We start from the raw sequence: 17,876 nt of genomic DNA on the forward strand, positions 1-17,876 counted from the left end.
ATCAGCCTTCGGTCGCGAACTGGGCGGGGGCGGTGAGCGCCGGGGTGGGCAGGTGCCAGCTGTCGGCGCGGCGCTCGAACAGGGCCGTCGAGGGCCCCGATGCGTCGGGCCCCGCGACGCGGGCCAGCTGGAATCCGGAGCGCCGATAGTAGTCGTGCAGGCCGGTGTTGGTCGTCCAGGCATCCAGCCGCACCCAGGTGCGGCGCCGCCGCCGGGCCAGGGCGGCCGCATGCGCCAGCAGTGCCGAGCCCACCCGGTTGCCCGCGAAGCGCAGGTCCACGATCATGTAGTGCACGATCACCGCGTCCGCGAGCTCGCCGGGGGACCAGAGACCTTCGTCCGCACGATCATTCACGGTGATGGTGCCTGCGGGTTCGCCGTCGATCTCGGCGATCCAGGTCTCGCGCGCGTCTACCGCGCGGCCCACCGCGCGGGCAAATATCTCGATGGGGAGCCCCCGCCCCTGCCGTGTCCACTGATCCGAGCCTCGGGCCGCAAGCCAGGCCGTGCGCTGGAGCCGTAGTCGGCAGATGGTGCCGAGATCGGACGGCTCAGCCTGGCGAATGCGGACGGTCATGGCGGCCCCGGCACCAGCGAGTTACCGAAGGAATGAGAATTGCCCGGGGGCTGCGGCGTCCCGAGGGTCTTGCGGATGAGCTCGGTGCCGGCATCGTCGCCGAGTTCGTAGGCCAGGCGGTTGCGGGCGGCGATGGAGCGATGGCGGGTCACGCGGGTGACGCGGTCGGCGTTGGCGCCGATGCGTAGGTGATCCAGCAGCATGGTGCCGACACCGACACCGAGCACCGCGGCCTCCTCGGCACTCGCCGGCCGCGCGACAATGGTGTCGCGGTGCGCGGATTCGGGGTGGCCGCGCTGGGCCAGGCGGCGCGTGGTGCCCTCGGGAATGTCGTGGGGGGAGTCGACGCCGGTGGCCTCTGCCAAGTCCCGTGGATAGAAACTGACTTCCCACGACCAGGGTTCGTTGTCGAGGTACTGCACGACCGTGCGGGCCACCACCCAGGAGTCCTCCGGAACGCCCAGCCACATCGCCACATCCGGGCCGGCCGGTTCCATACGCGCGCTGAACTGCTTGGACGGCTCGCGGCCGACGGCGCGGGCGAGCTCGGAGAAGATGTCCTGGGTGGACTTGGGGCGGTCGGGGCGGATCGAGCTGGTGACAATGTATTCCAGCACCTCTTGACTTCGCACGATGGTGCCGCGCGAAGTTGCTGTGTAGAGCAGATTTTCGGCTACCAGAACCTGAATTGCGTTGCGAGCGGTTGTAATTGATACCTGCATCTGATCGGCCAGCTCGTTGTGGCTCGGTAGCCGATCTCCGGGCTTCCATGTGCCGTTGCGGATCTCCTCGCGGAGGAGGTCTGCGATCCGCTGGTACCTCGGACCGTCCGCCATCTCGCTCCTACGGGTTGTTACTTCAAGGAAAGGAAGTCTACCCTGCTGCTCCCGGTGGCGTGTGACCCTTGACACTCACTTTCAGAGGTTTATTGTAATGAACGTCCTGAACGAGGGTTGTACGGCGATGACGGCGAGGCAACGTGGCGGGTTCGGAGACAACTCATACGATGGTCATGGCAGTTCCCGATGTGCCGCAGGGTGCGACTGTGGTGGAAGCCCTTATGAACGGCATTCTGCCGGGCTCCGACCTACTCCTGCGTGCCTGCCGCGGTCACCGCGTCATCGGCGGTCCCCTGCTGTGGTTCTCCCGTGATCTCGCGGTCCTGCACGAGCGCCGCCTCATCGGCTACGGCGGTTCCGAACCGGACTCCAGTCCGGCCACGCTGATCGAGATCGACCGCCGCCGTACCGAATTGGTGATGGCGATCGACGACTGGATCTCCCGTTCGATACCGCAGCATCGCCTAGGCGCCACCCTGCACACCGAAACCATCGGCTCGGTCATCGACCGCATCGCCGAGGCCTCCGTCCGCGCCCACCACGCCCTGATGACCCTCGACGCGAACGACGAGATCCTGCACGTCGCCTGGCATCACCTGGCCGAGCTCGCCGATGCCTACGACGACCTCGTCGCCGACGTCCTGGCCGGCCGGCGCCGCCTTCCCGCCTGGTAGGCGGCGCCGATCGCGCAGGCGTCACAACGATTTCCGCGTTCAGGCTCTCGTAAATCCGCTCGCCTGTGCGGAATTCGCCGTTGGTTTTCGCTCAGCGAATGTTCTTGTAGACGTCGACCAGTGCGGCCGCGGTCCGCTTCAGCGAGTCGCAGCTGCCGTGGCCGGACATTTCGACCTCGTCGACCCACTGGTCGTTGCCGCGGGAGATCGGGTGGGACTGGTCCAGGAACAGGTCGATCCGGCAGCCGCCTGCGCTCCCGGAGTCGGTCACCGCGCCGGGTACGCCGTTGATGTCGGTGACCTTGCCGAGCCGGCGCTCGCCCGCGAGGACGCTGAGGGGCTTCTGATTCTCGGTAAGTTCCTGGCGGGTCGCGTCGTGGTTCGAGTCGAGGTAGAAATCGCAGTTGTAGGGGGTGGTGTTGGTGATCACCTGCAGGCGTGGGCGGTCCTTGCCGATGACCGACAGGACGGCGCAGGGGTCCAGGCGAGTCAGCGGGGTGTTCAGGCTGACCCTGCTGTTCATGCGCAGCGGCGGGGTCTTGGGCAGGGGCAGGGCCGCGCGGGCGAAGGTGATCGCGGCGTCGCAGGCGTTGGTGTTGTTGTGACTGGTCACCGCGTAGTTGAACGAATGCGGCAGGTACGGCACGGTGATGCTGCAGGTATTGCTCCCACTGGGCGTCACCCCGAGCTTGATGTCGCCGAGATCGATTGTCCGGATGGGGGATTCGTCCCACTGCCCCAGGGTGACATCGACGGTGTAGGTGCCCCTCGGGTAGTCGATCGAGCACACCTCGAAATTCTGCGCCGGGCCGATGGACACCGGCTTGCCCAGCGAGGCCAGGGCAGTGGCGTCGGCGAACCCGCACGGGTCCAGTAGCCGCTCCTGATCCCGGGCGGACAGCTCCTGCTGATCGTCTGCGCTCAACTGCGCACGATACGAGGCCAGCGGCTGGTCCGACACCATGGGTATCGCGGTCCCGCTCATGCCACACCCGGCCAGCGCCGCGACCAGCGCCGCGAGCGCGAGAACCCCCACCCCGAAACGTCTGTTGAGCACGCAGCGCAACCTATCGCGGCGGAACGGCATTCAGCAAGGATGATGGTGTGGTACCGCCGTGAATATTCGAGGAGCCCACCGCATGACGACACAGCCCGACCCAGCCATCGAACTGCGCCCGATCGGCAGCGTGCGCTCGATTCTGACCGCTCGCGGCCAAGGCCCCCGGCAGGCCGATGAGGGCGCGCCGCCCGCGGATCTGCTGATCGATCCCGAATTCGCCACCGCCGCAGCCGATTTGCGTCCGGGCCTGCGCATCGTGATCCTCACCTGGTTGGACCGCACCGATCGCACGGTGCAGCAGGTGCACCCCCGCGGTGAGGGCGACCGCCCCGCAACCGGGGTCTTCGCCACCCGCTCGCCCGACCGCCCCAACCCGATCGGTCTGCACGAGGTGACGGTTACCGCCGTCGCGGGCACGACGGTGACAGTCGACGGACTCGAGGCGCTGGACGGTACGCCGATTATCGACATCAAGCCCGTTCTGGAGCCGATCGCCGAACGGTGAGGGGCGGAACGACGCGGCATGGCGCGGGCTAGATCCTCGGTCGAGCCCGCGCGACAGCGCCGACCGGCTATCGAGCGGCGGAAGGTACAGCTTCGCACCGCAATCGGCACAGCACCCGGCAACGCGGACCGCGTGTTGGCTGCAACTGCCCGGCGGCACACGGCCGCTCGCGACTGCGCGGTGATACGCACACGTCGGCCGCAACTGCGCGGCAATACATGCGATCCGGCCGCAGGCGCGGAGCGCCGCCCGGCGGTTCAGTAGGTGAACCGCCGGTGTTCGGTGGCGAAATCGTCGGCGACGGTGGCGGCGAGCTCGACCAGGGCGCGCTTGGTGTTCTTGTGCAGGCGAGCCAGTTCGATCTCGGCGCCCTCGGACAGGTGCGGGTCGTAGGGGATGATGTGCACCGCGCGGCAGCGCGAGAGGAAGTACTCGCGCAGCTGCTGGATGCCCACGTTCGGTGAGCCGGGCCGGGGCAGGTTGATCACCACGACCGCGTTGCGCACCAGGTGATCGTGCCCGTGCAGCGAGAGCCAGTCCAGGGTGGCCGCGGCGCTGCGGGCGCCGTCGATCGCCGAGGAGGAGATCAGCACCAGCGAATGCGCCAGCTCCAGCACGCCCGCCATCGCCGAGTGCATCAGGCCGGTGCCGCAGTCGGTGAGGATGATGTTGTAGAACCGCTGCAGGATCCGCGCCACCTGCCGGTATTCGTCCTCGCTGAAGGACTCCGAGGCGGCCGGATCCCGTTCGCTGGCAAGCACTTCCAGTCGGCTGGTGCCCTGTGAGGTGTGCCGGCGCACGTCGCCGTACGAGTTGATCGCCGGATCCAGCAGCAGATCCCGCACCGTGGAGCGGGTCTGCAGCTGCACGCGCTGGGACAGCGTGCCGAAGTCCGGGTTGGCGTCCACCGCGATGACCCGGTCGCCGCGGATCGAGGCGAAGATCGAGCCGATGCCCATGGTCGTGGTGGTCTTGCCGACGCCGCCCTTGAGCGAGAGCACCGCGATGCGGTAATCGCCCTGGACCGGCTGCCGGATGCGGGCCACCAGCTCCTGCAGGCGGCGCTCCTCGGCCGACATGCCGGGATTGATCGCGCCGCCGGTGACGTGGTGCACCGTGCGCCGCCAGCCTGTGCCGGGCGCCTTCTTCGCCCGGCGCACCGGGACGTCGTCCAGCGACGGCTGCGGGCCGCCCTGGGGGCCGCGGAACTGCTGATGCGGTGGTGGCTGCTGCTGATAGGGGTGCTGCCCCTGGTACTGCGCCGGCTGGCCCGGCGGGGACTGCCACTGCTGCCCGGGCGGCGGGCCCGGTGGCGCGAACCGCGGGTCGGCCGGGGTGATGGGGCCCGGGGCCGTGGGGCTCGGGCCGAATCCCTGTGGCGGCGAACCGAATCCCTGGGGCGGCTGTTGCTGGCCCGGCGGCCCGGGCTGGGGCTGCCCGGCGTAGCCGTTGGGCGGACCCTGCGGGAAGTTCTGCGGCCCCGGCGGATACGGCGCGGGCGCGTTCTGATCGACCTGGCGGCCCATCATGACGGTCTGGTCGGCCTCGGGGCCCGGGTGCGTCGGCGCGGGGGTATCGAATGCCCGATGCCGCCCGTCGCCGTCGCCCTGGGCAATGGGCCAGTTGCCGCTGTCCGGGCGCGCGGCCGTATCCGGCTGCGGCGCGGCGGGTTTCGGATCCTGCGGAACGGGGGCCGGAGCGACCTGTGCCGCAGCAGATTCCGGACTCTCCAGCCACGGGGGGGCCTCGTCGGCGACGGGCTCCACGAACGGCTGCGGCGGGGCCGTGTGCGGCCGGGCCGCGGCCTCGGGCGGTGCGAGCTCGCCCGGGCCCGGCGGCTCGGGCAGCGGTGGCCGCTGGGGCGCCTCGGGCGGCGGCGGCAGATCGGGACGGCCGCCGACCTTCACCGTCATCTCACCCGCGTCGCCGGACTCCGGGGGTGCGGCAGGGAACTGACCCGAGAACGCCTGCGGCGCCTCGGAAATCGGCGGCCGGTTGGCCGGGGGCACCTGCGGCATCGGCCCCGACTGCCGGGGCCCCTGCGGCAGCATTCCCGGCGGCGGTTGCTGCGCGGGGAACTCGCCCTGCGGGCCCGGGCCATACTGTTCCTGCCCGGGGAAACCCTGCGCGAGGTGCTGCTGGTCGGGGCCCGGAGGCGGGAAGCCCTGGGGGAGTTGCTGTCCGTTGGGCGCGAACCCGCCACCATCCCCGTTCGGGTGCGGCGCATTCGGCGGGCGCAGCTGCGGATCCAGCTGCGGCGCAGCGCCGTCCGGCTGCGCGCTCCAGGTCTGCGTGGCGCCCTCGGAAAAGTTCTGTGCCGCCTCGGATTGCGGCTGGCCCCATTCCTGCTGCGGCTCGCCCCAGGGGCGCTGCTCGGGCGCCTCCTCGGACTTGCCCTTCTTCTTTTTCTTGCCGCTGTTCTTGAGCGACTCGGGCTCGGACTTCTCGGCATCGGCCTTGCGGCCGAACCGCCGCCGCGGCGCCTTCTCCGCGATGAGGCTCTGCTGCGGCAGATTCTGTACCGGCGCTTCGTAACCCGACTGCGAGGCCTCGCCCTCCGAGAGCCACGGCGGCAGCATGGGAAGTTCGTTACTCACAGCTGCACCTCGCTGGCGATCTCGATGGTGCCGACCATAGCTGCGTGCGCTGCGCCTGGAACTGACTCGCTGCGCTCGCTCACTGGTGTCCCCCTGGGATCTGCTGGGCCGTTGTCTGGACAGTGCGCAGTTTACCCGGGCCCCGGCAACTGGGAGGGATCTGCCGTCCGGCCGAGTTCGCCCGGAGTGCACCCGTGCCCCGTGTAGTCTGGCTCACGCTCTGGCGCGTGCGATTGCCGGGCAGTTGCGAGATCGGAGGGGCGCGATGGCTACGTCGGTGGAAAACGGAGACGGGCTGCGTCTGGACGAACTGCCGATCCGGCCGGTCCACCGCAAACTCGTCGCCCTCGTCGGCATGGGCCTGTTCTTCGATCTCTACGAGCTGTTCCTGGCTGGGACGATCACCGGCGTCTTCAAGCAGCAGATGCACCTGTCGACCACCGAGCTCAGCGGCATTCTCGCCTCGGCCTTCGCGGGGCAGTTCTTGGGCGCGCTGGTGCTGGGACGGCTCTCGGACGTCTTCGGCCGCCGCCGGATGTTCATGATCAACATCGGGGTGTACGCGGGCTTCACGCTGCTGGGTGCCTTCAGCCCGAACGTGTGGTTCCTGATGGCGACCCGGGCGCTGGCGGGCCTGGGCATCGGCGCGGAGACGACGCTGTCGGACACCTATCTCTCGGAGGTCATGCCGCCGCAGGTGCGCGGCCGGATGATCTCGATCGCGTACACGCTGGGCTTCTGCGCGGTGCCGGCGGTGGGCTTCCTGGCGCGCTGGCTGGTTCCGCTGCATCCGCTGGGAGTCGCGGGCTGGCGCTGGCTGTTCGTGATCGGCGGCCTGGGTGCCGGGCTGGTGTTCGTCGCGCGGCGGGCGATGCCCGAGTCGCCGCACTGGACCGCGGGCCGGGACCGGGCGCGGGAACGGGTGCCGTTCGCGCGGATTCTGCGCAGGCCGCTGGCCGGGCGCACCGGACTGTTCTCCGCGGTGATGATCCTGCAGGTGTTCGGCTATTACGGCTTCGGCACGCTGGCGGTGCTGGTGCTGCAGCACAAGGGCTTCACCGTGGTGAATTCGCTGGGCTACCTGGCGATCACGTATCTGGGCTATCCGATCGGCTCGCTGCTGGCGATCCCGCTGATCGAGCGGATGGAGCGCAAGTACCTGGTGCTCGCCTCGACCGCGGCGATGGCGATCTTCGGCCTGATCTTCGGCTTCGCCACCAGCGTGCCGCTGATCCTGCTCTCGGGCGGGCTGTTCACGCTGGCCAGCAACGTCTTCTCCGACGCGCTGCACACCTACCTACCCGAATCGTTCCCGACCAGCGTGCGCGGCACCGCCTCGGGCGCGACCTACTCGCTGTCCAAGCTCAGCACCGCGATCCTGCCGTTCGTGCTGTTGCCCATGCTGGACCGGCACGGGCCCGGCGCGGTGTTCACCGTCATCACCGCGGCGCTGGTGATCATGCTCGCGCTGATCGTGGTGTGGGGCCCGCGGATCGGACGCGGCCCCCTCGAGCCCTGAGCGCGGCCGTCCGCGCAGGGCGAAATCGGGGCATTTGGCCAGATGATGGGGGCACGGGTAAGCTTGGTCGGCGGTGCACCTACACGCCGGTCACTCATCTCTGCATGGGGTCTGTCCGGTGAGTATGGCATCAGGGCGGCGGGAGTGCACGAAAATTGCCGCTCGTGGATGAAAACGGCAGTGACAGTTAGCCGATCAGCTGCAACCAATCAGGGTTTCAGCACAAACGGGATCGCGGAGGATATGGCGAAGAAGGAAGGGGCCATCGAGGTCGAGGGCCGTGTAATCGAGCCGTTGCCCAACGCGATGTTCCGCATCGAGCTGGAGAACGGTCACAAGGTACTCGCCCACATCAGTGGCAAGATGCGGCAGCACTACATCCGCATCCTCCCCGAGGATCGCGTGGTCGTGGAGCTTTCGCCCTACGACCTGACCCGCGGTCGCATCGTCTACCGCTACAAGTGACGGCTCGCCGTCACGACGAATGAAACTTCCCCAGCCACCTGGCTGGGGAACACGTGTGTTCACACCCAGTGAACCCGGAAACAGATTGGATCTGACGTGAAGGTCAACCCGAGCGTCAAGAAGATCTGCGAGAAGTGCAAGGTGATCCGCCGTCACGGCCGGGTCATGGTGATCTGCGAAAACCTGCGTCACAAGCAGCGTCAGGGTTAATTCCCCGGCGGTTCGCTCACCGGCCAAGCACCGAACGCGGTTCGGATTGGCAGAGAAGAAGAACTCCCAGCGCCAGTCGGCATCGGCGAGCTCGCAGTGTCCGTGAGGACATGCGGGCGGATGCCAGACCTACCCCCGGTACGGAGGCCGGGGCCCCACACGAGGGGACGGACAGGGAGCAGACCTCCGCAACATGAAGGAAATGCCACATGGCACGTCTGATGGGCGTCGACCTCCCGCGCGAAAAGCGCATGGAGATCGCGCTGACCTACATTTTCGGTATCGGTCGTACCCGCTCCAAGGAGATCCTCGCGGCCACGGGCGTCAGCCCCGACCTGCGTTCGAAGGATCTCTCCGACGACGACGTCACCCGGTTGCGCGATTACATCGAGGCGTCGGACCTCAAGGTCGAGGGCGACCTGCGCCGTGAGGTGCAGGCCGACATCCGCCGCAAGATCGAGATCCAGTGCTACCAGGGCATCCGCCACCGTCGCCACCTGCCGGTGCGCGGCCAGCGGACCAAGACCAATGCGCGCACGCGCAAGGGTCCGAAGAAGACCGTCGCCGGCAAGAAGAAGTAGGGATAGCGAATGCCTCCTAAGAGTCGGGCCTCCGGCCCCAAGAAGTCGCCCAAGGCGCGTCGCAGGGACAAGAAGAACGTCCCGCACGGCCACGCGCACATCAAGTCCACGTTCAACAACACCATCGTGTCGATCACCGACCCTGAGGGCAACGTCATCTCGTGGGCGTCCTCGGGCCACGTCGGTTTCAAGGGTTCGCGTAAGTCGACCCCGTTCGCCGCGCAGCTCGCCGCCGAGAACGCTGCCCGCAAGGCGCAGGAGAACGGCGTCAAGAAGGTCGACGTGTTCGTCAAGGGCCCGGGTTCGGGCCGTGAGACCGCGATCCGTTCGCTGCAGGCCGCCGGCCTCGAGGTGGGCACGATCTCCGACGTCACCCCGCAGCCCCACAACGGCTGCCGTCCGCCCAAGCGGCGTCGCGTCTAGCGGGAAAGGATTTAGCGAAAAATGGCTCGTTATACAGGCCCCATCACCCGCAAGTCGCGTCGTCTGCGTGTCGACCTCGTCGGAGGCGACCAGGCGTTCGAGCGTCGTCCTTACCCGCCCGGCCAGCACGGCCGCGCGCGGATCAAGGAGTCCGAGTACCTGATGCAGCTGCAGGAGAAGCAGAAGGCTCGCTTCTCCTACGGCGTCATGGAGAAGCAGTTCCGCCGGTACTACGAGGAGGCGAACCGCCAGAAGGGCAAGACGGGTGACAACCTGCTGCGCCTGCTGGAGGCCCGTCTGGACAACGTCGTGTACCGCGCCGGTCTGGCTCGCACCCGTCGTCAGGCCCGCCAGCTCGTCTCCCACGGCCACTTCCTGGTGAACAACCGCAAGGTCAACGTTCCCAGCTTCCAGGTGAGCCAGTACGACATCATCGATGTCAAGGAGAAGTCGCTGCCGACGCTGCCGTTCCAGGTGGCGCGCGAGACCGTCGGCGACCGCCCGAACGTGGGCTGGCTGCAGGTCGTTCCGGGCCGGCTGCGCATCCTCGTGCACCAGCTGCCCGAGCGCGCGCAGATCGACGTCCCGCTGAACGAGCAGCTGATCGTCGAGTACTACTCGAAGTAAGGCGCAACAGCGCCGCTGGTGGGAGGCCGTGTTCCCCGGAATGGGGCCTCCCACAATCCAGTTCGTGGGCGTCAAATAGCGGGCGTCCAGAAGGAGGAAGAAAATGCTGATTTCACAGCGACCGACGCTGACCGAAGAGGTTCTGGCCGAGAACCGCTCGAAGTTCACCATCGAACCGCTCGAGCCGGGCTTCGGCTACACCCTCGGCAACTCGCTGCGCCGCACGCTGCTGTCGAGCATCCCGGGTGCTGCTGTCACGAGCATCCGCATCGACGGCGTGCTGCACGAGTTCACCACCGTCCCGGGCGTGAAGGAGGATGTCACCGACATCATCCTGAACCTCAAGGGCCTGGTCGTGTCGTCCGAGGAGGACGAGCCGGTCACCATGTACGTGCGCAAGTCGGGCCCCGGTGCGGTCATCGCCGGTGACATCGTGCCCCCGGCCGGCGTGACCGTGCACAACCCGGACATGCACATCGCGACCCTGAACGACAAGGGCAAGCTGGAGATCGAGCTCGTGGTCGAGCGCGGTCGCGGCTACGTCCCGGCCGTGCAGAACAAGGCGTCGGGTGCGGAGATCGGCCGGATTCCGGTCGACTCGATCTACTCTCCGGTGCTGAAGGTGACCTACAAGGTCGAGGCGACCCGTGTCGAGCAGCGCACCGACTTCGACCGGCTCATCCTGGACGTCGAGACCAAGAACTCGATCTCCCCCCGGGATGCGCTGGCCTCTGCCGGTAAGACCCTGGTCGAGCTGTTCGGCCTGGCGCGCGAGCTCAACGTCGAGGCCGAGGGCATCGAGATCGGGCCCAGCCCGGCCGAGGCGGACCACATCGCCTCGTTCGCGCTGCCGATCGAGGACCTGGACCTCACCGTGCGCTCGTACAACTGCCTCAAGCGCGAGGGTGTGCACACCGTGGGCGAGCTGGTTGCCCGCACCGAGTCGGACCTGCTGGACATCCGCAACTTCGGCCAGAAGTCCATCGACGAGGTGAAGGTCAAGCTGCATTCGCTGGGCCTGTCGCTCAAGGACAGCCCGGCCTCCTTCGATCCGTCCAGCGTTGTCGGCTACGACGCCGCCACCGGGACCTGGAGCGACAGCGGCACGTTCAGCGACACCGACAACGGCGAGCAGGACTACGCCGAGACCGAACAGCTTTAGGCCTTCGGGGCCGCAGCCCCGGGAGCCTTCCCCAAAGGAGAACACCAATGCCCAAGCCCAAGAAGGGTGCTCGCTTCGGCGGGTCGGCGTCGCACCAGAAGGCGATCTTCGCCAATCTGGCGACGGCGCTCTTCGAGCACGGTCGGATCACGACCACCGAGGCCAAGGCCAAGGCGCTGCGCCCCTACGCCGAGAAGCTCGTCACCAAGGCCAAGGCCGGCACGCTGGCCGACCGCCGCGAGGTGCTCAAGGTCATCCGCAGCAAGGATGTCGTGCACGAGCTCTTCGCGAACATCGGACCGTCGTTCGAGGGTCGCGAGGGTGGCTACACCCGCATCATCAAGACTGTCCCCCGCAAGGGTGACAACGCGCCGATGGCGATCATCGAGCTGGTCCGGGAGAAGACCGTGACCAACGAGGCCGATCGCGCCCGCCGCGTTGCCGCGCAGCAGAAGCAGGCGGAGGCTCCGGTCGACGCCCCGGTCGAGGTCGAAGAGGCCGCCGCCGAGGCTCCGGTCGATGCCCCGGTCGACGAGGCCGAGGCCGAGAAGAGCGAGTAGAGAAATCTGCTCCGTGGGCCGTCCCCGCACGCGCGGGGGTGATCCCAGCGAGTAGGGATCTTCCCCTCGCGGCTGAGCCCATGAGTAAGCCCGCCGTCCCCTCCGGGTCGGCGGGCTTTCCTCATGTTAACCAGGAGGTCGCTGTGACTGAGCCCGATTCATCCGGGCACATCGTTGCAATTCGGGTACGGCTGGACATCGCCTACGACGGCACCGATTTCACCGGCTGGGCGCGCCAGCCGGGGCTGCGGACGGTGCAGGGCGTGCTGGAGGAGTCCCTGAGCAAGGTCCTGCGCGAGCCCGTCCAGCTGACCGTCGCGGGCCGCACCGATGCGGGGGTGCACGCGCAGGGACAGGTCGCGCACTTCGACACGACCGCGGAGATCGACTTTCCGAAGCTGCTGCACCGCATGGCCCGATTCCTGCCCAAGGACGTGCGCATCACCGGAATTCGGCCCGCGCCCGCCGATTTCGATGCGCGTTTCTCGGCGATCCGCCGTCATTACGCCTACCGGCTGACCACCGCCCCCTTCGGCGCCGATCCGCTGGCCGCGCGCAGCGTGGTGCCCTGCCGCCCGGTCGATGTGGAGGCGATGCGCGAGGCGTCGCGAAAGCTGTTGGGGCTGCACGATTTTGCGGCCTTCTGTCGCCGCAGGGAGGGCGCGACCACCGTGCGCGAACTCCAGCGCTTCGACTGGGAGGCCGACGGCGAGCTGCTGACCGCGTACGTCAGCGCCGACGCATTCTGCTGGTCGATGGTGCGCAGCCTGGTCGGTGGGGTGCTCGCGGTCGGTGAGGGCCGCCGCACGCCGGAGTGGATGGCCGGGCTGCTCGACGAGCGTGCGCGCTCGAGCTCGGTGACCGTCGCGCCCGCGCACGGCCTGAGCCTGATCGGGGTCGATTATCCGGACGATGCCGATCTGGCCGCCCGCAACGCCCAGACCCGCGAAATACGGACCGTGCCCGGGGGGTGTTGCGGCGGTTGAGGTTTCGAGTCAGGGCACGGTGACCAGTGAGACGTCGACCGGTCGGCCGTCCGCCTGGACCCGGTACTCCGAATCGTGGAATCCGGCCAGGAAACGCCTGCGCCGCTTCGTGATGACCACCGCGTGACCGCCGACCGCGAAGCGAAACTCCTTAACGTACTGGAGAGAGAACAGCATCCGGTCGGTGACGACGGGTGCATCGTCGACGAGTATCCGCAGATGTCCCCAGGTCCGATCGAAGACGTAATCGACCCGGTGCTGCTCGACGGTGAAGTGCAGGGTCTCCTTCATCGCTCCCCTTGGACTGTGGTTGAACGCGGACACGCCCGACACTACGGTGTGTCTGCTCGGCGCGGGCTGGCAGACTGGGGGCCCATGAGTCCGGTGAGCCGTGGGCGCAAGGGAAAGAAGACCAAGAAGCAGGACCGGGCGGAGGTCCCGGTCGAGGCCGATTCCGGCGATCTCGCGTCTCCCGAGGATCTCGGCATGGGCGAGATGATGGACGAGGTGGCCGCCCGCATCGCCGAATTCGAGCAGGTGGACGAGCCGGTGGACGGGGAGTATCTGGCGGCCGGGCTGCTCGCTGTCGGCTACGGGGAGAGCGAGGACTACCGCGAGGTGTTCGCGCGCCTGTTCATCGACAAGGCCCGGGAGCTGGCCTCGCCGGGCGCGGTCGCGTTCCTGCGCTGCGTCGCGGAGCTGACGTCCGAGCCCGCGCGGGCCCTGGCGAGCGAGGCGGCCGCCGAGCTCGCGGGCGCCGGAGTCGTCGCTCCGGCGTGGGTGAGCGAGCTCGACCAGCCGGTCTCCGCCGGGGAGTTCGTCCGCTGGCCCGATACCGACGGCGCCGGGGCCACCCTCTTCGGAAGCTTCTTCCGCGCGGGTCGCACGGACGGGTTCCTGGTCTTCGTCGACGACGACAACTGCGGCGCCGCATACGATCTCGCGCCCTTCGTGGGTGAGGGGCTGGAGGAGTCGCGGCGATTGACCGACGAGCAGGAGCCCGCCGACGAGGAGCCGATGAGCGCCGAGGACTTCCGGTGGCAGGTGCAGGCCGCCCTGGACGCCCGGATGCTGCACGACCGCGCGGCCCGCGAGCTGGGCATCGAGATCGAGGAGCCCGAGGACGAGGATTCGATTCCGCACGAGGTCGTCGAGGTGGTGGTGCGGGCGCGGCTGGCCGTGCTGCCCGAACTCACGAAACCGCTGCCGGTGCATGTGCATCCGGAGTTCGAGCTGTGAGCCGCCTAGGGCGCGGAATACCGATCGGGACGGGAAGGTTGTGACGGGGCATGACGAATCGAGGGCTCGGCCGATTGGGCGTATGGCGGCACTTCTCGGGTGTTACCCCCGAGGAGGCCGCGGTGGTGGAGGGGCTGGGCTACGGCACAGTGTGGCTGGGCGGCTCGCCGGGTGCGGATCTGCCGGTGGCGGAGTCGCTGCTGGAGGCGACCGAGAACCTGGTCGTCGGCACCAGCATCGTGAACGTGTGGGCGTCCCCGGCCAAGGAGGCCGCGGAGTCGTTCCACCGCATCGACGCGCGCTTCCCGGGCCGGTTCATTCTCGGCATCGGCGCGGGTCACCCGGAGCACACCGACGTCTACCGCAAGCCGTACGACGTGCTGGTTGAGTATCTCGATGTCCTCGACGAGGCCGGGGTGCCGCAGGATCGCCGCGCCCTGGCGGCGCTCGGCCCGCGCGTGCTGCGCCTGGCCCGCGACCGCACCGCCGGCGCCCTGCCGTACCTGACCACCCCCGACCACACCCGCGAGGCGCGCGCGACCCTGGGCGCGGACGCGCTGCTGGTGGCCGAGCAGAAGGTCGTGCTGGACGCCGACCCGGCCACGGCCCGCGAGACCGGACGACAGACCGTCAATTTCTACCTCGACCTGCAGAACTACACCTCCAACCTGCGCCGCCTCGGCTATACCGACGAGGACCTGACCAAGCCCGGCAGCGACCGCCTCGTCGACGCCCTGGCCCTGCACGGCACCGCGGCCGACATTGCGGCGGGCATCACCGCCCACCTGGACGCGGGCGCGGATCAGGTGGCGATTCAGCCGCTGGACGGCGATTACCTCGCCACCCTGCGCGCGCTCGCTCCCGCGCTGGCGGATCGGCGGTAGTCGCGGGCCTCAACCCCGTTCGCCGCGGCAGTCGCGCGCCAACCGCGCGGCCGCCGCGTCGAAGGCGCGCACCCGCGCGGTCTCGCGTGCCCGAAGCCAGACGAAACCCCATTCGACGGGCGGCGCGTCGTGGAAGGGCACGTAGCGGACGCCGGGGCGCAGATAGAAGCGGGTGACCTGAGCCCCGACCACGAAGGCGCCCGCCCCGGCGCCGATCATGGCCAGGATCTCCTGGAAGGTGTGCGCGATCGGTCCGTGCGCGATCGGGCGGCCGCTCGGCGTGTGGCTCGGGATCCGGTCGTCGAGCAGCGAATCGGGCACGGTCCGCGGCATGCGGAGCAGCGTCACCTCGGCCAGATCCTCCAGCGAGAGCGAGGATTTGGCGGCGAGCGGATGTGCGGCGGGCACGGCCAGCATGCGGTCCTCGGAGATGAGGGTCGGGCCGACGACGAGATCGGGTTCGACGATCGGGCGGCCGATCAGCGCCATGTCGTAGGTGTCGCGCCGCCACCCATCCAGGCCGTCGTCGATCTGGATCTCGCGAATGCGGACCTCGATATCCGGATGTTCGGTGCGGAAGGCCTTGTGCACCTCCAGGATCAGCTCTCCGGCGGCGGCCCCGACGAAGCCGATGTCCAAGGTTCCGGTGAGGCCGCGTCCGGCGGCGGTGGCGCGACGCACCGCCGTCCGGATCTGCTCGACGCCCGGGAGCAGGTCCTCGTAGAACTGCCGCCCGATCGGGGTGAGCGCGACGCGACGGCTGGTCCGTTCGAAAAGCGCTGCGCCGAAACGACGTTCGAGCACCTTGATGGTCTGGCTGATCCGGCCGGTCGACACGTACAGGCGCTCGGCGGCCCGGCCGAAGTGCAACTCGTCCGCCACCGCGAGGAAGGCCTCGACCTCGTGCCGCTCCACTGCCTGATCCCCGATCGTTGAGCGGGTCTATACGGTCGTTGCCCAACGCGTCGTTGTTCCCGGTTACCCCCATTTCTAATGCTTGATCCGGGCACTTGTCCAAGGAAATGCATGGAGAAAGGGAATGGCATGATCGAGAACACCCATTTCGTCCCCGTCGCGGCGGCCGAGGGCAGCGGGACGCTGCGCGGGTTCGGCTCGGCCACACTGGTTGTCGCGACGATCGTCGCGGGACTGATGGCGGGATTGTTCGCCGCGTTCGCCTACGCCGTGATGCCCGGGCTGAAGCGCAGCGGAGACGCCGCCTTCGTCGAGGTCATGCAGAACATCAACGTCGCGATCGTGAATCCGCTGTTCATGACGCTGTTCATGGGCGGTGTGGCGGTCGGGCTCGCCGCCGTGGTGACGACCTGGCGGACCGGGGATCCGGCGGTGCGATACCTCGTCATCGCGGGATTCGTCTGCTACGTGCTCATGTTCCTGATCACCAGCGGGGTCAGCGTGCCGTTGAACGATCAGCTCGCCGCGGCGCACCCGACCGACGCCGCCGACGCCCGGGCCCGGTTCGAGGCGCCGTGGGTGACGTGGAACATCGCCCGCGCGCTGGTGAGCACCGGTTCCTTCGGGGCCTTCGCGCTGGCGTTGCTGCGGGCCCGGTAACGGGGCGCGGCCTCAGGAGCGGACCAGGCGGGCGATGGCGTCGGTGGCCTCTTTGATCTTCGCCTCGGCCTCGGGTCCGCCCTGCACCGCCGCGTCGACGACGCAGTGGCTGATGTGATCCTCCAGCAGGCCCATCGCGACCGCCTGCAGCGCCTTGGTCATCGCCGAGACCTGAGTGAGGATGTCGATGCAGTACTTCTCCTCCTCGACCATGCGCTGCAGGCCGCGGGCCTGGCCCTCGATGCGGCGCAGGCGCTTGAGGTAGTCGTCCTTGGCCGTGATGTAGCCGTGCCCGGCATGGTTGTGCCCGGTGTCGTCCTGGCCGGCGCCCTCGCCGGGGAGATCGGTCTGGTTCTCGGTCACCGGTGTTCCCTCGCTTCTGTCCATCGGGGCTTGCAGCTCCGGCCCCACACGTCCCCGCCTAATACCCCCCTAGGGTACACTGGCCGGTTCGTCTTGTCAGACGGGCACCGGCACCGGTTCGCGCCGGTACTGGGCCAGTGCGATGCCGGCCACGACGCCGGCCCCGCCGGCCATCTGCAGCGGTGTCACCGCCTCGCCGAGCAGCAGCCACGACAGCACCACGGCGAACAACACCTCGCTCAGCAACACCAGCGACATCAGCGTCGACCCGATTCGCGCCGCGCCCGCCACGCCGCACAGGTAGGCGACGACCGTGCTGATCAGGATCAGCAGCGCCATCGGCACTGCGACGGGAATTCGATGCGCGGCCAGTGTGGTCGGATGATCGCCGAAGGCGACCGGCAGCAGCCGAACCGCCGCGAGCACCCAGACGGTGGCCGCGGCGGCGGTCAGGCCCGTGCCCAGCAGGACGACCGGGCGCAGGATCGCGGAACTGTGCGCGGACAGCACCAGGAACACCGCGTTGCCGAGCATCGATGCGGTGGCCCAGGCCAGCCCCGCCACGCTCAGCCGCCCCGCGTGGACGACATCGATGACCAGCGCCGCGCCCACCAGCGCGAGCACGGCGCCGACGAGCGTCGCCGTACTCGGCCGCCTGCCGTTTGCCAGCCAGTTCCATCCCATCACCGGAATGGGCGCGAGAAACTGAATCATCAGGCTCACCCCCACCGGTACATACCGCACCGAGAAGAAGAACGTCGCCTGCACCAGGGCAATGCCGATCGTGCCGTACGCCAGCACGGTGCGCGCCTGCCCGAGGCTGTCGAACAGCCCCCGCCGATCCACGATCAGCGCGATCACGACCATGACCGCCGCGGCCCCCGTCAGCCGCACCGCCACCGTCGCCCCCGGCGACCACCCCGCCCCCATGACCGACTTCGCGAACGCCCCCGAGGCCCCGAACGTCAACCCACTCAACACGGTCAACCACACACCGGCCCGCACTGCACTCACGCGGCGACGGTATCGC

At 68.7% G+C, this 17,876-nt stretch carries 22 protein-coding genes; 14 read left to right on the forward strand and 8 right to left on the reverse strand.

Translation table 11 applies throughout. The annotated features are described in order from the left end of the window. Position 1 precedes the first annotated feature (1 nt). Both ABH933_RS33675 and ABH933_RS33680 read right to left on the reverse strand, forming a co-directional pair. Positions 2–577, reverse strand: coding sequence for a GNAT family N-acetyltransferase (locus tag ABH933_RS33675; RefSeq protein ID WP_429421816.1), 576 nt, complete (start codon positions 575–577; stop codon positions 2–4). Further along, entirely contained in the window at positions 574–1,413 is an 840-nt protein-coding gene (locus ABH933_RS33680) for a GntR family transcriptional regulator (RefSeq protein ID WP_429421818.1), read from the reverse strand. Before ABH933_RS33680 ends, ABH933_RS33675 begins: the two co-directional genes overlap by 4 nt. Positions 1,414–1,589: 176 nt before the next feature. Between ABH933_RS33680 and ABH933_RS33685 the strand changes: the two genes are divergently transcribed. Next, positions 1,590–2,090 (forward strand): DUF4254 domain-containing protein, encoded by a 501-nt coding sequence (locus ABH933_RS33685; protein ID WP_429421820.1) that lies wholly within the window; start codon positions 1,590–1,592, stop codon positions 2,088–2,090. A gap of 91 nt (positions 2,091–2,181) precedes the next feature. Here the strand turns inward: ABH933_RS33685 and ABH933_RS33690 are convergent, their stop codons facing one another. After that, positions 2,182–3,147, reverse strand: coding sequence for a hypothetical protein (locus tag ABH933_RS33690; protein ID WP_429421821.1), 966 nt, complete (start codon positions 3,145–3,147; stop codon positions 2,182–2,184). An 82-nt stretch (positions 3,148–3,229) separates the two neighbouring features. Here ABH933_RS33690 and tsaA point away from each other — a divergent pair, with 82 nt between their 5' ends. Continuing rightward, positions 3,230–3,655, forward strand: a complete 426-nt coding sequence (tsaA, locus tag ABH933_RS33695) for a tRNA (N6-threonylcarbamoyladenosine(37)-N6)-methyltransferase TrmO (protein WP_429421823.1) — start codon at positions 3,230–3,232, stop codon at positions 3,653–3,655. A gap of 257 nt (positions 3,656–3,912) precedes the next feature. On the opposite strand, the gene ABH933_RS33700 is transcribed toward tsaA, so the two are convergent. Next, positions 3,913–5,568 carry an AAA family ATPase gene (locus tag ABH933_RS33700; RefSeq protein ID WP_429421963.1) on the reverse strand — a complete coding sequence of 552 codons (1,656 nt, stop codon included), beginning with the start codon at positions 5,566–5,568 and terminating at the stop codon, positions 3,913–3,915. A 949-nt stretch (positions 5,569–6,517) separates the two neighbouring features. Between ABH933_RS33700 and ABH933_RS33705 the strand changes: the two genes are divergently transcribed. From ABH933_RS33705 to truA, 9 genes are all read left to right on the forward strand, one after another. Then, positions 6,518–7,771 (forward strand): MFS transporter, encoded by a 1,254-nt coding sequence (locus ABH933_RS33705; RefSeq protein WP_429421824.1) that lies wholly within the window; start codon positions 6,518–6,520, stop codon positions 7,769–7,771. A gap of 243 nt (positions 7,772–8,014) precedes the next feature. Beyond that, positions 8,015–8,236: a translation initiation factor IF-1 gene (infA, locus tag ABH933_RS33710; protein WP_040804562.1), complete on the forward strand. Its 222-nt coding sequence runs from the start codon at positions 8,015–8,017 to the stop codon at positions 8,234–8,236. 96 nt (positions 8,237–8,332) lie between these two features. Next, positions 8,333–8,446: a 50S ribosomal protein L36 gene (gene rpmJ / locus ABH933_RS33715; protein ID WP_429421827.1), complete on the forward strand. Its 114-nt coding sequence runs from the start codon at positions 8,333–8,335 to the stop codon at positions 8,444–8,446. Positions 8,447–8,655: 209 nt separating this feature from the next. After that, complete coding sequence (gene rpsM, locus ABH933_RS33720; RefSeq protein ID WP_215924057.1) at positions 8,656–9,027, forward strand: 30S ribosomal protein S13; 372 nt, start codon at positions 8,656–8,658, stop codon at positions 9,025–9,027. A gap of 9 nt (positions 9,028–9,036) precedes the next feature. Then, positions 9,037–9,450, forward strand: a complete 414-nt coding sequence (rpsK, locus tag ABH933_RS33725) for a 30S ribosomal protein S11 (protein WP_215924056.1) — start codon at positions 9,037–9,039, stop codon at positions 9,448–9,450. Between the two features lie 21 nt (positions 9,451–9,471). Continuing rightward, positions 9,472–10,077 (forward strand): 30S ribosomal protein S4, encoded by a 606-nt coding sequence (rpsD, locus tag ABH933_RS33730; RefSeq protein WP_215924055.1) that lies wholly within the window; start codon positions 9,472–9,474, stop codon positions 10,075–10,077. A gap of 103 nt (positions 10,078–10,180) precedes the next feature. Continuing rightward, positions 10,181–11,239 (forward strand): DNA-directed RNA polymerase subunit alpha, encoded by a 1,059-nt coding sequence (locus ABH933_RS33735; RefSeq protein WP_215924054.1) that lies wholly within the window; start codon positions 10,181–10,183, stop codon positions 11,237–11,239. A gap of 47 nt (positions 11,240–11,286) precedes the next feature. Further along, complete coding sequence (gene rplQ / locus ABH933_RS33740) at positions 11,287–11,799, forward strand: 50S ribosomal protein L17 (protein WP_429421830.1); 513 nt, start codon at positions 11,287–11,289, stop codon at positions 11,797–11,799. Between the two features lie 80 nt (positions 11,800–11,879). Continuing rightward, the gene (gene truA, locus ABH933_RS33745; protein ID WP_429421831.1) at positions 11,880–12,785 is read left to right on the forward strand and encodes a tRNA pseudouridine(38-40) synthase TruA; all 906 of its coding nucleotides are present in this window, start codon (positions 11,880–11,882) and stop codon (positions 12,783–12,785) included. 9 nt (positions 12,786–12,794) lie between these two features. On the opposite strand, the gene ABH933_RS33750 is transcribed toward truA, so the two are convergent. Beyond that, on the reverse strand, positions 12,795–13,076 hold the full coding sequence (locus ABH933_RS33750; RefSeq protein WP_429421833.1) for a hypothetical protein: 282 nt from the start codon (positions 13,074–13,076) through the stop codon (positions 12,795–12,797). Positions 13,077–13,160: 84 nt separating this feature from the next. Here ABH933_RS33750 and ABH933_RS33755 point away from each other — a divergent pair, with 84 nt between their 5' ends. Both ABH933_RS33755 and ABH933_RS33760 read left to right on the forward strand, forming a co-directional pair. Further along, a complete protein-coding gene (locus ABH933_RS33755) occupies positions 13,161–14,024 on the forward strand; it encodes a hypothetical protein (protein WP_429421835.1) in 864 nt (287 codons plus the stop codon). A gap of 50 nt (positions 14,025–14,074) precedes the next feature. Continuing rightward, positions 14,075–14,908, forward strand: coding sequence for an LLM class F420-dependent oxidoreductase (locus ABH933_RS33760; RefSeq protein ID WP_429421837.1), 834 nt, complete (start codon positions 14,075–14,077; stop codon positions 14,906–14,908). Positions 14,909–14,917: 9 nt separating this feature from the next. On the opposite strand, the gene ABH933_RS33765 is transcribed toward ABH933_RS33760, so the two are convergent. Further along, positions 14,918–15,823 (reverse strand): LysR family transcriptional regulator, encoded by a 906-nt coding sequence (locus ABH933_RS33765; RefSeq protein WP_429421839.1) that lies wholly within the window; start codon positions 15,821–15,823, stop codon positions 14,918–14,920. A gap of 111 nt (positions 15,824–15,934) precedes the next feature. Here ABH933_RS33765 and ABH933_RS33770 point away from each other — a divergent pair, with 111 nt between their 5' ends. Beyond that, complete coding sequence (locus ABH933_RS33770) at positions 15,935–16,483, forward strand: DUF1772 domain-containing protein (RefSeq protein WP_429421840.1); 549 nt, start codon at positions 15,935–15,937, stop codon at positions 16,481–16,483. Between the two features lie 12 nt (positions 16,484–16,495). Here the strand turns inward: ABH933_RS33770 and ABH933_RS33775 are convergent, their stop codons facing one another. Next, complete coding sequence (locus tag ABH933_RS33775; RefSeq protein ID WP_429421842.1) at positions 16,496–16,846, reverse strand: metal-sensitive transcriptional regulator; 351 nt, start codon at positions 16,844–16,846, stop codon at positions 16,496–16,498. Between the two features lie 96 nt (positions 16,847–16,942). Continuing rightward, positions 16,943–17,860, reverse strand: a complete 918-nt coding sequence (locus ABH933_RS33780; RefSeq protein ID WP_429421843.1) for an EamA family transporter — start codon at positions 17,858–17,860, stop codon at positions 16,943–16,945. Positions 17,861–17,876: the final 16 nt, after the last annotated feature.

This window comes from Nocardia sp. GP40 (genome assembly GCF_050434125.1).
Lineage (GTDB): Bacteria > Actinomycetota > Actinomycetes > Mycobacteriales > Mycobacteriaceae > Nocardia > Nocardia albiluteola.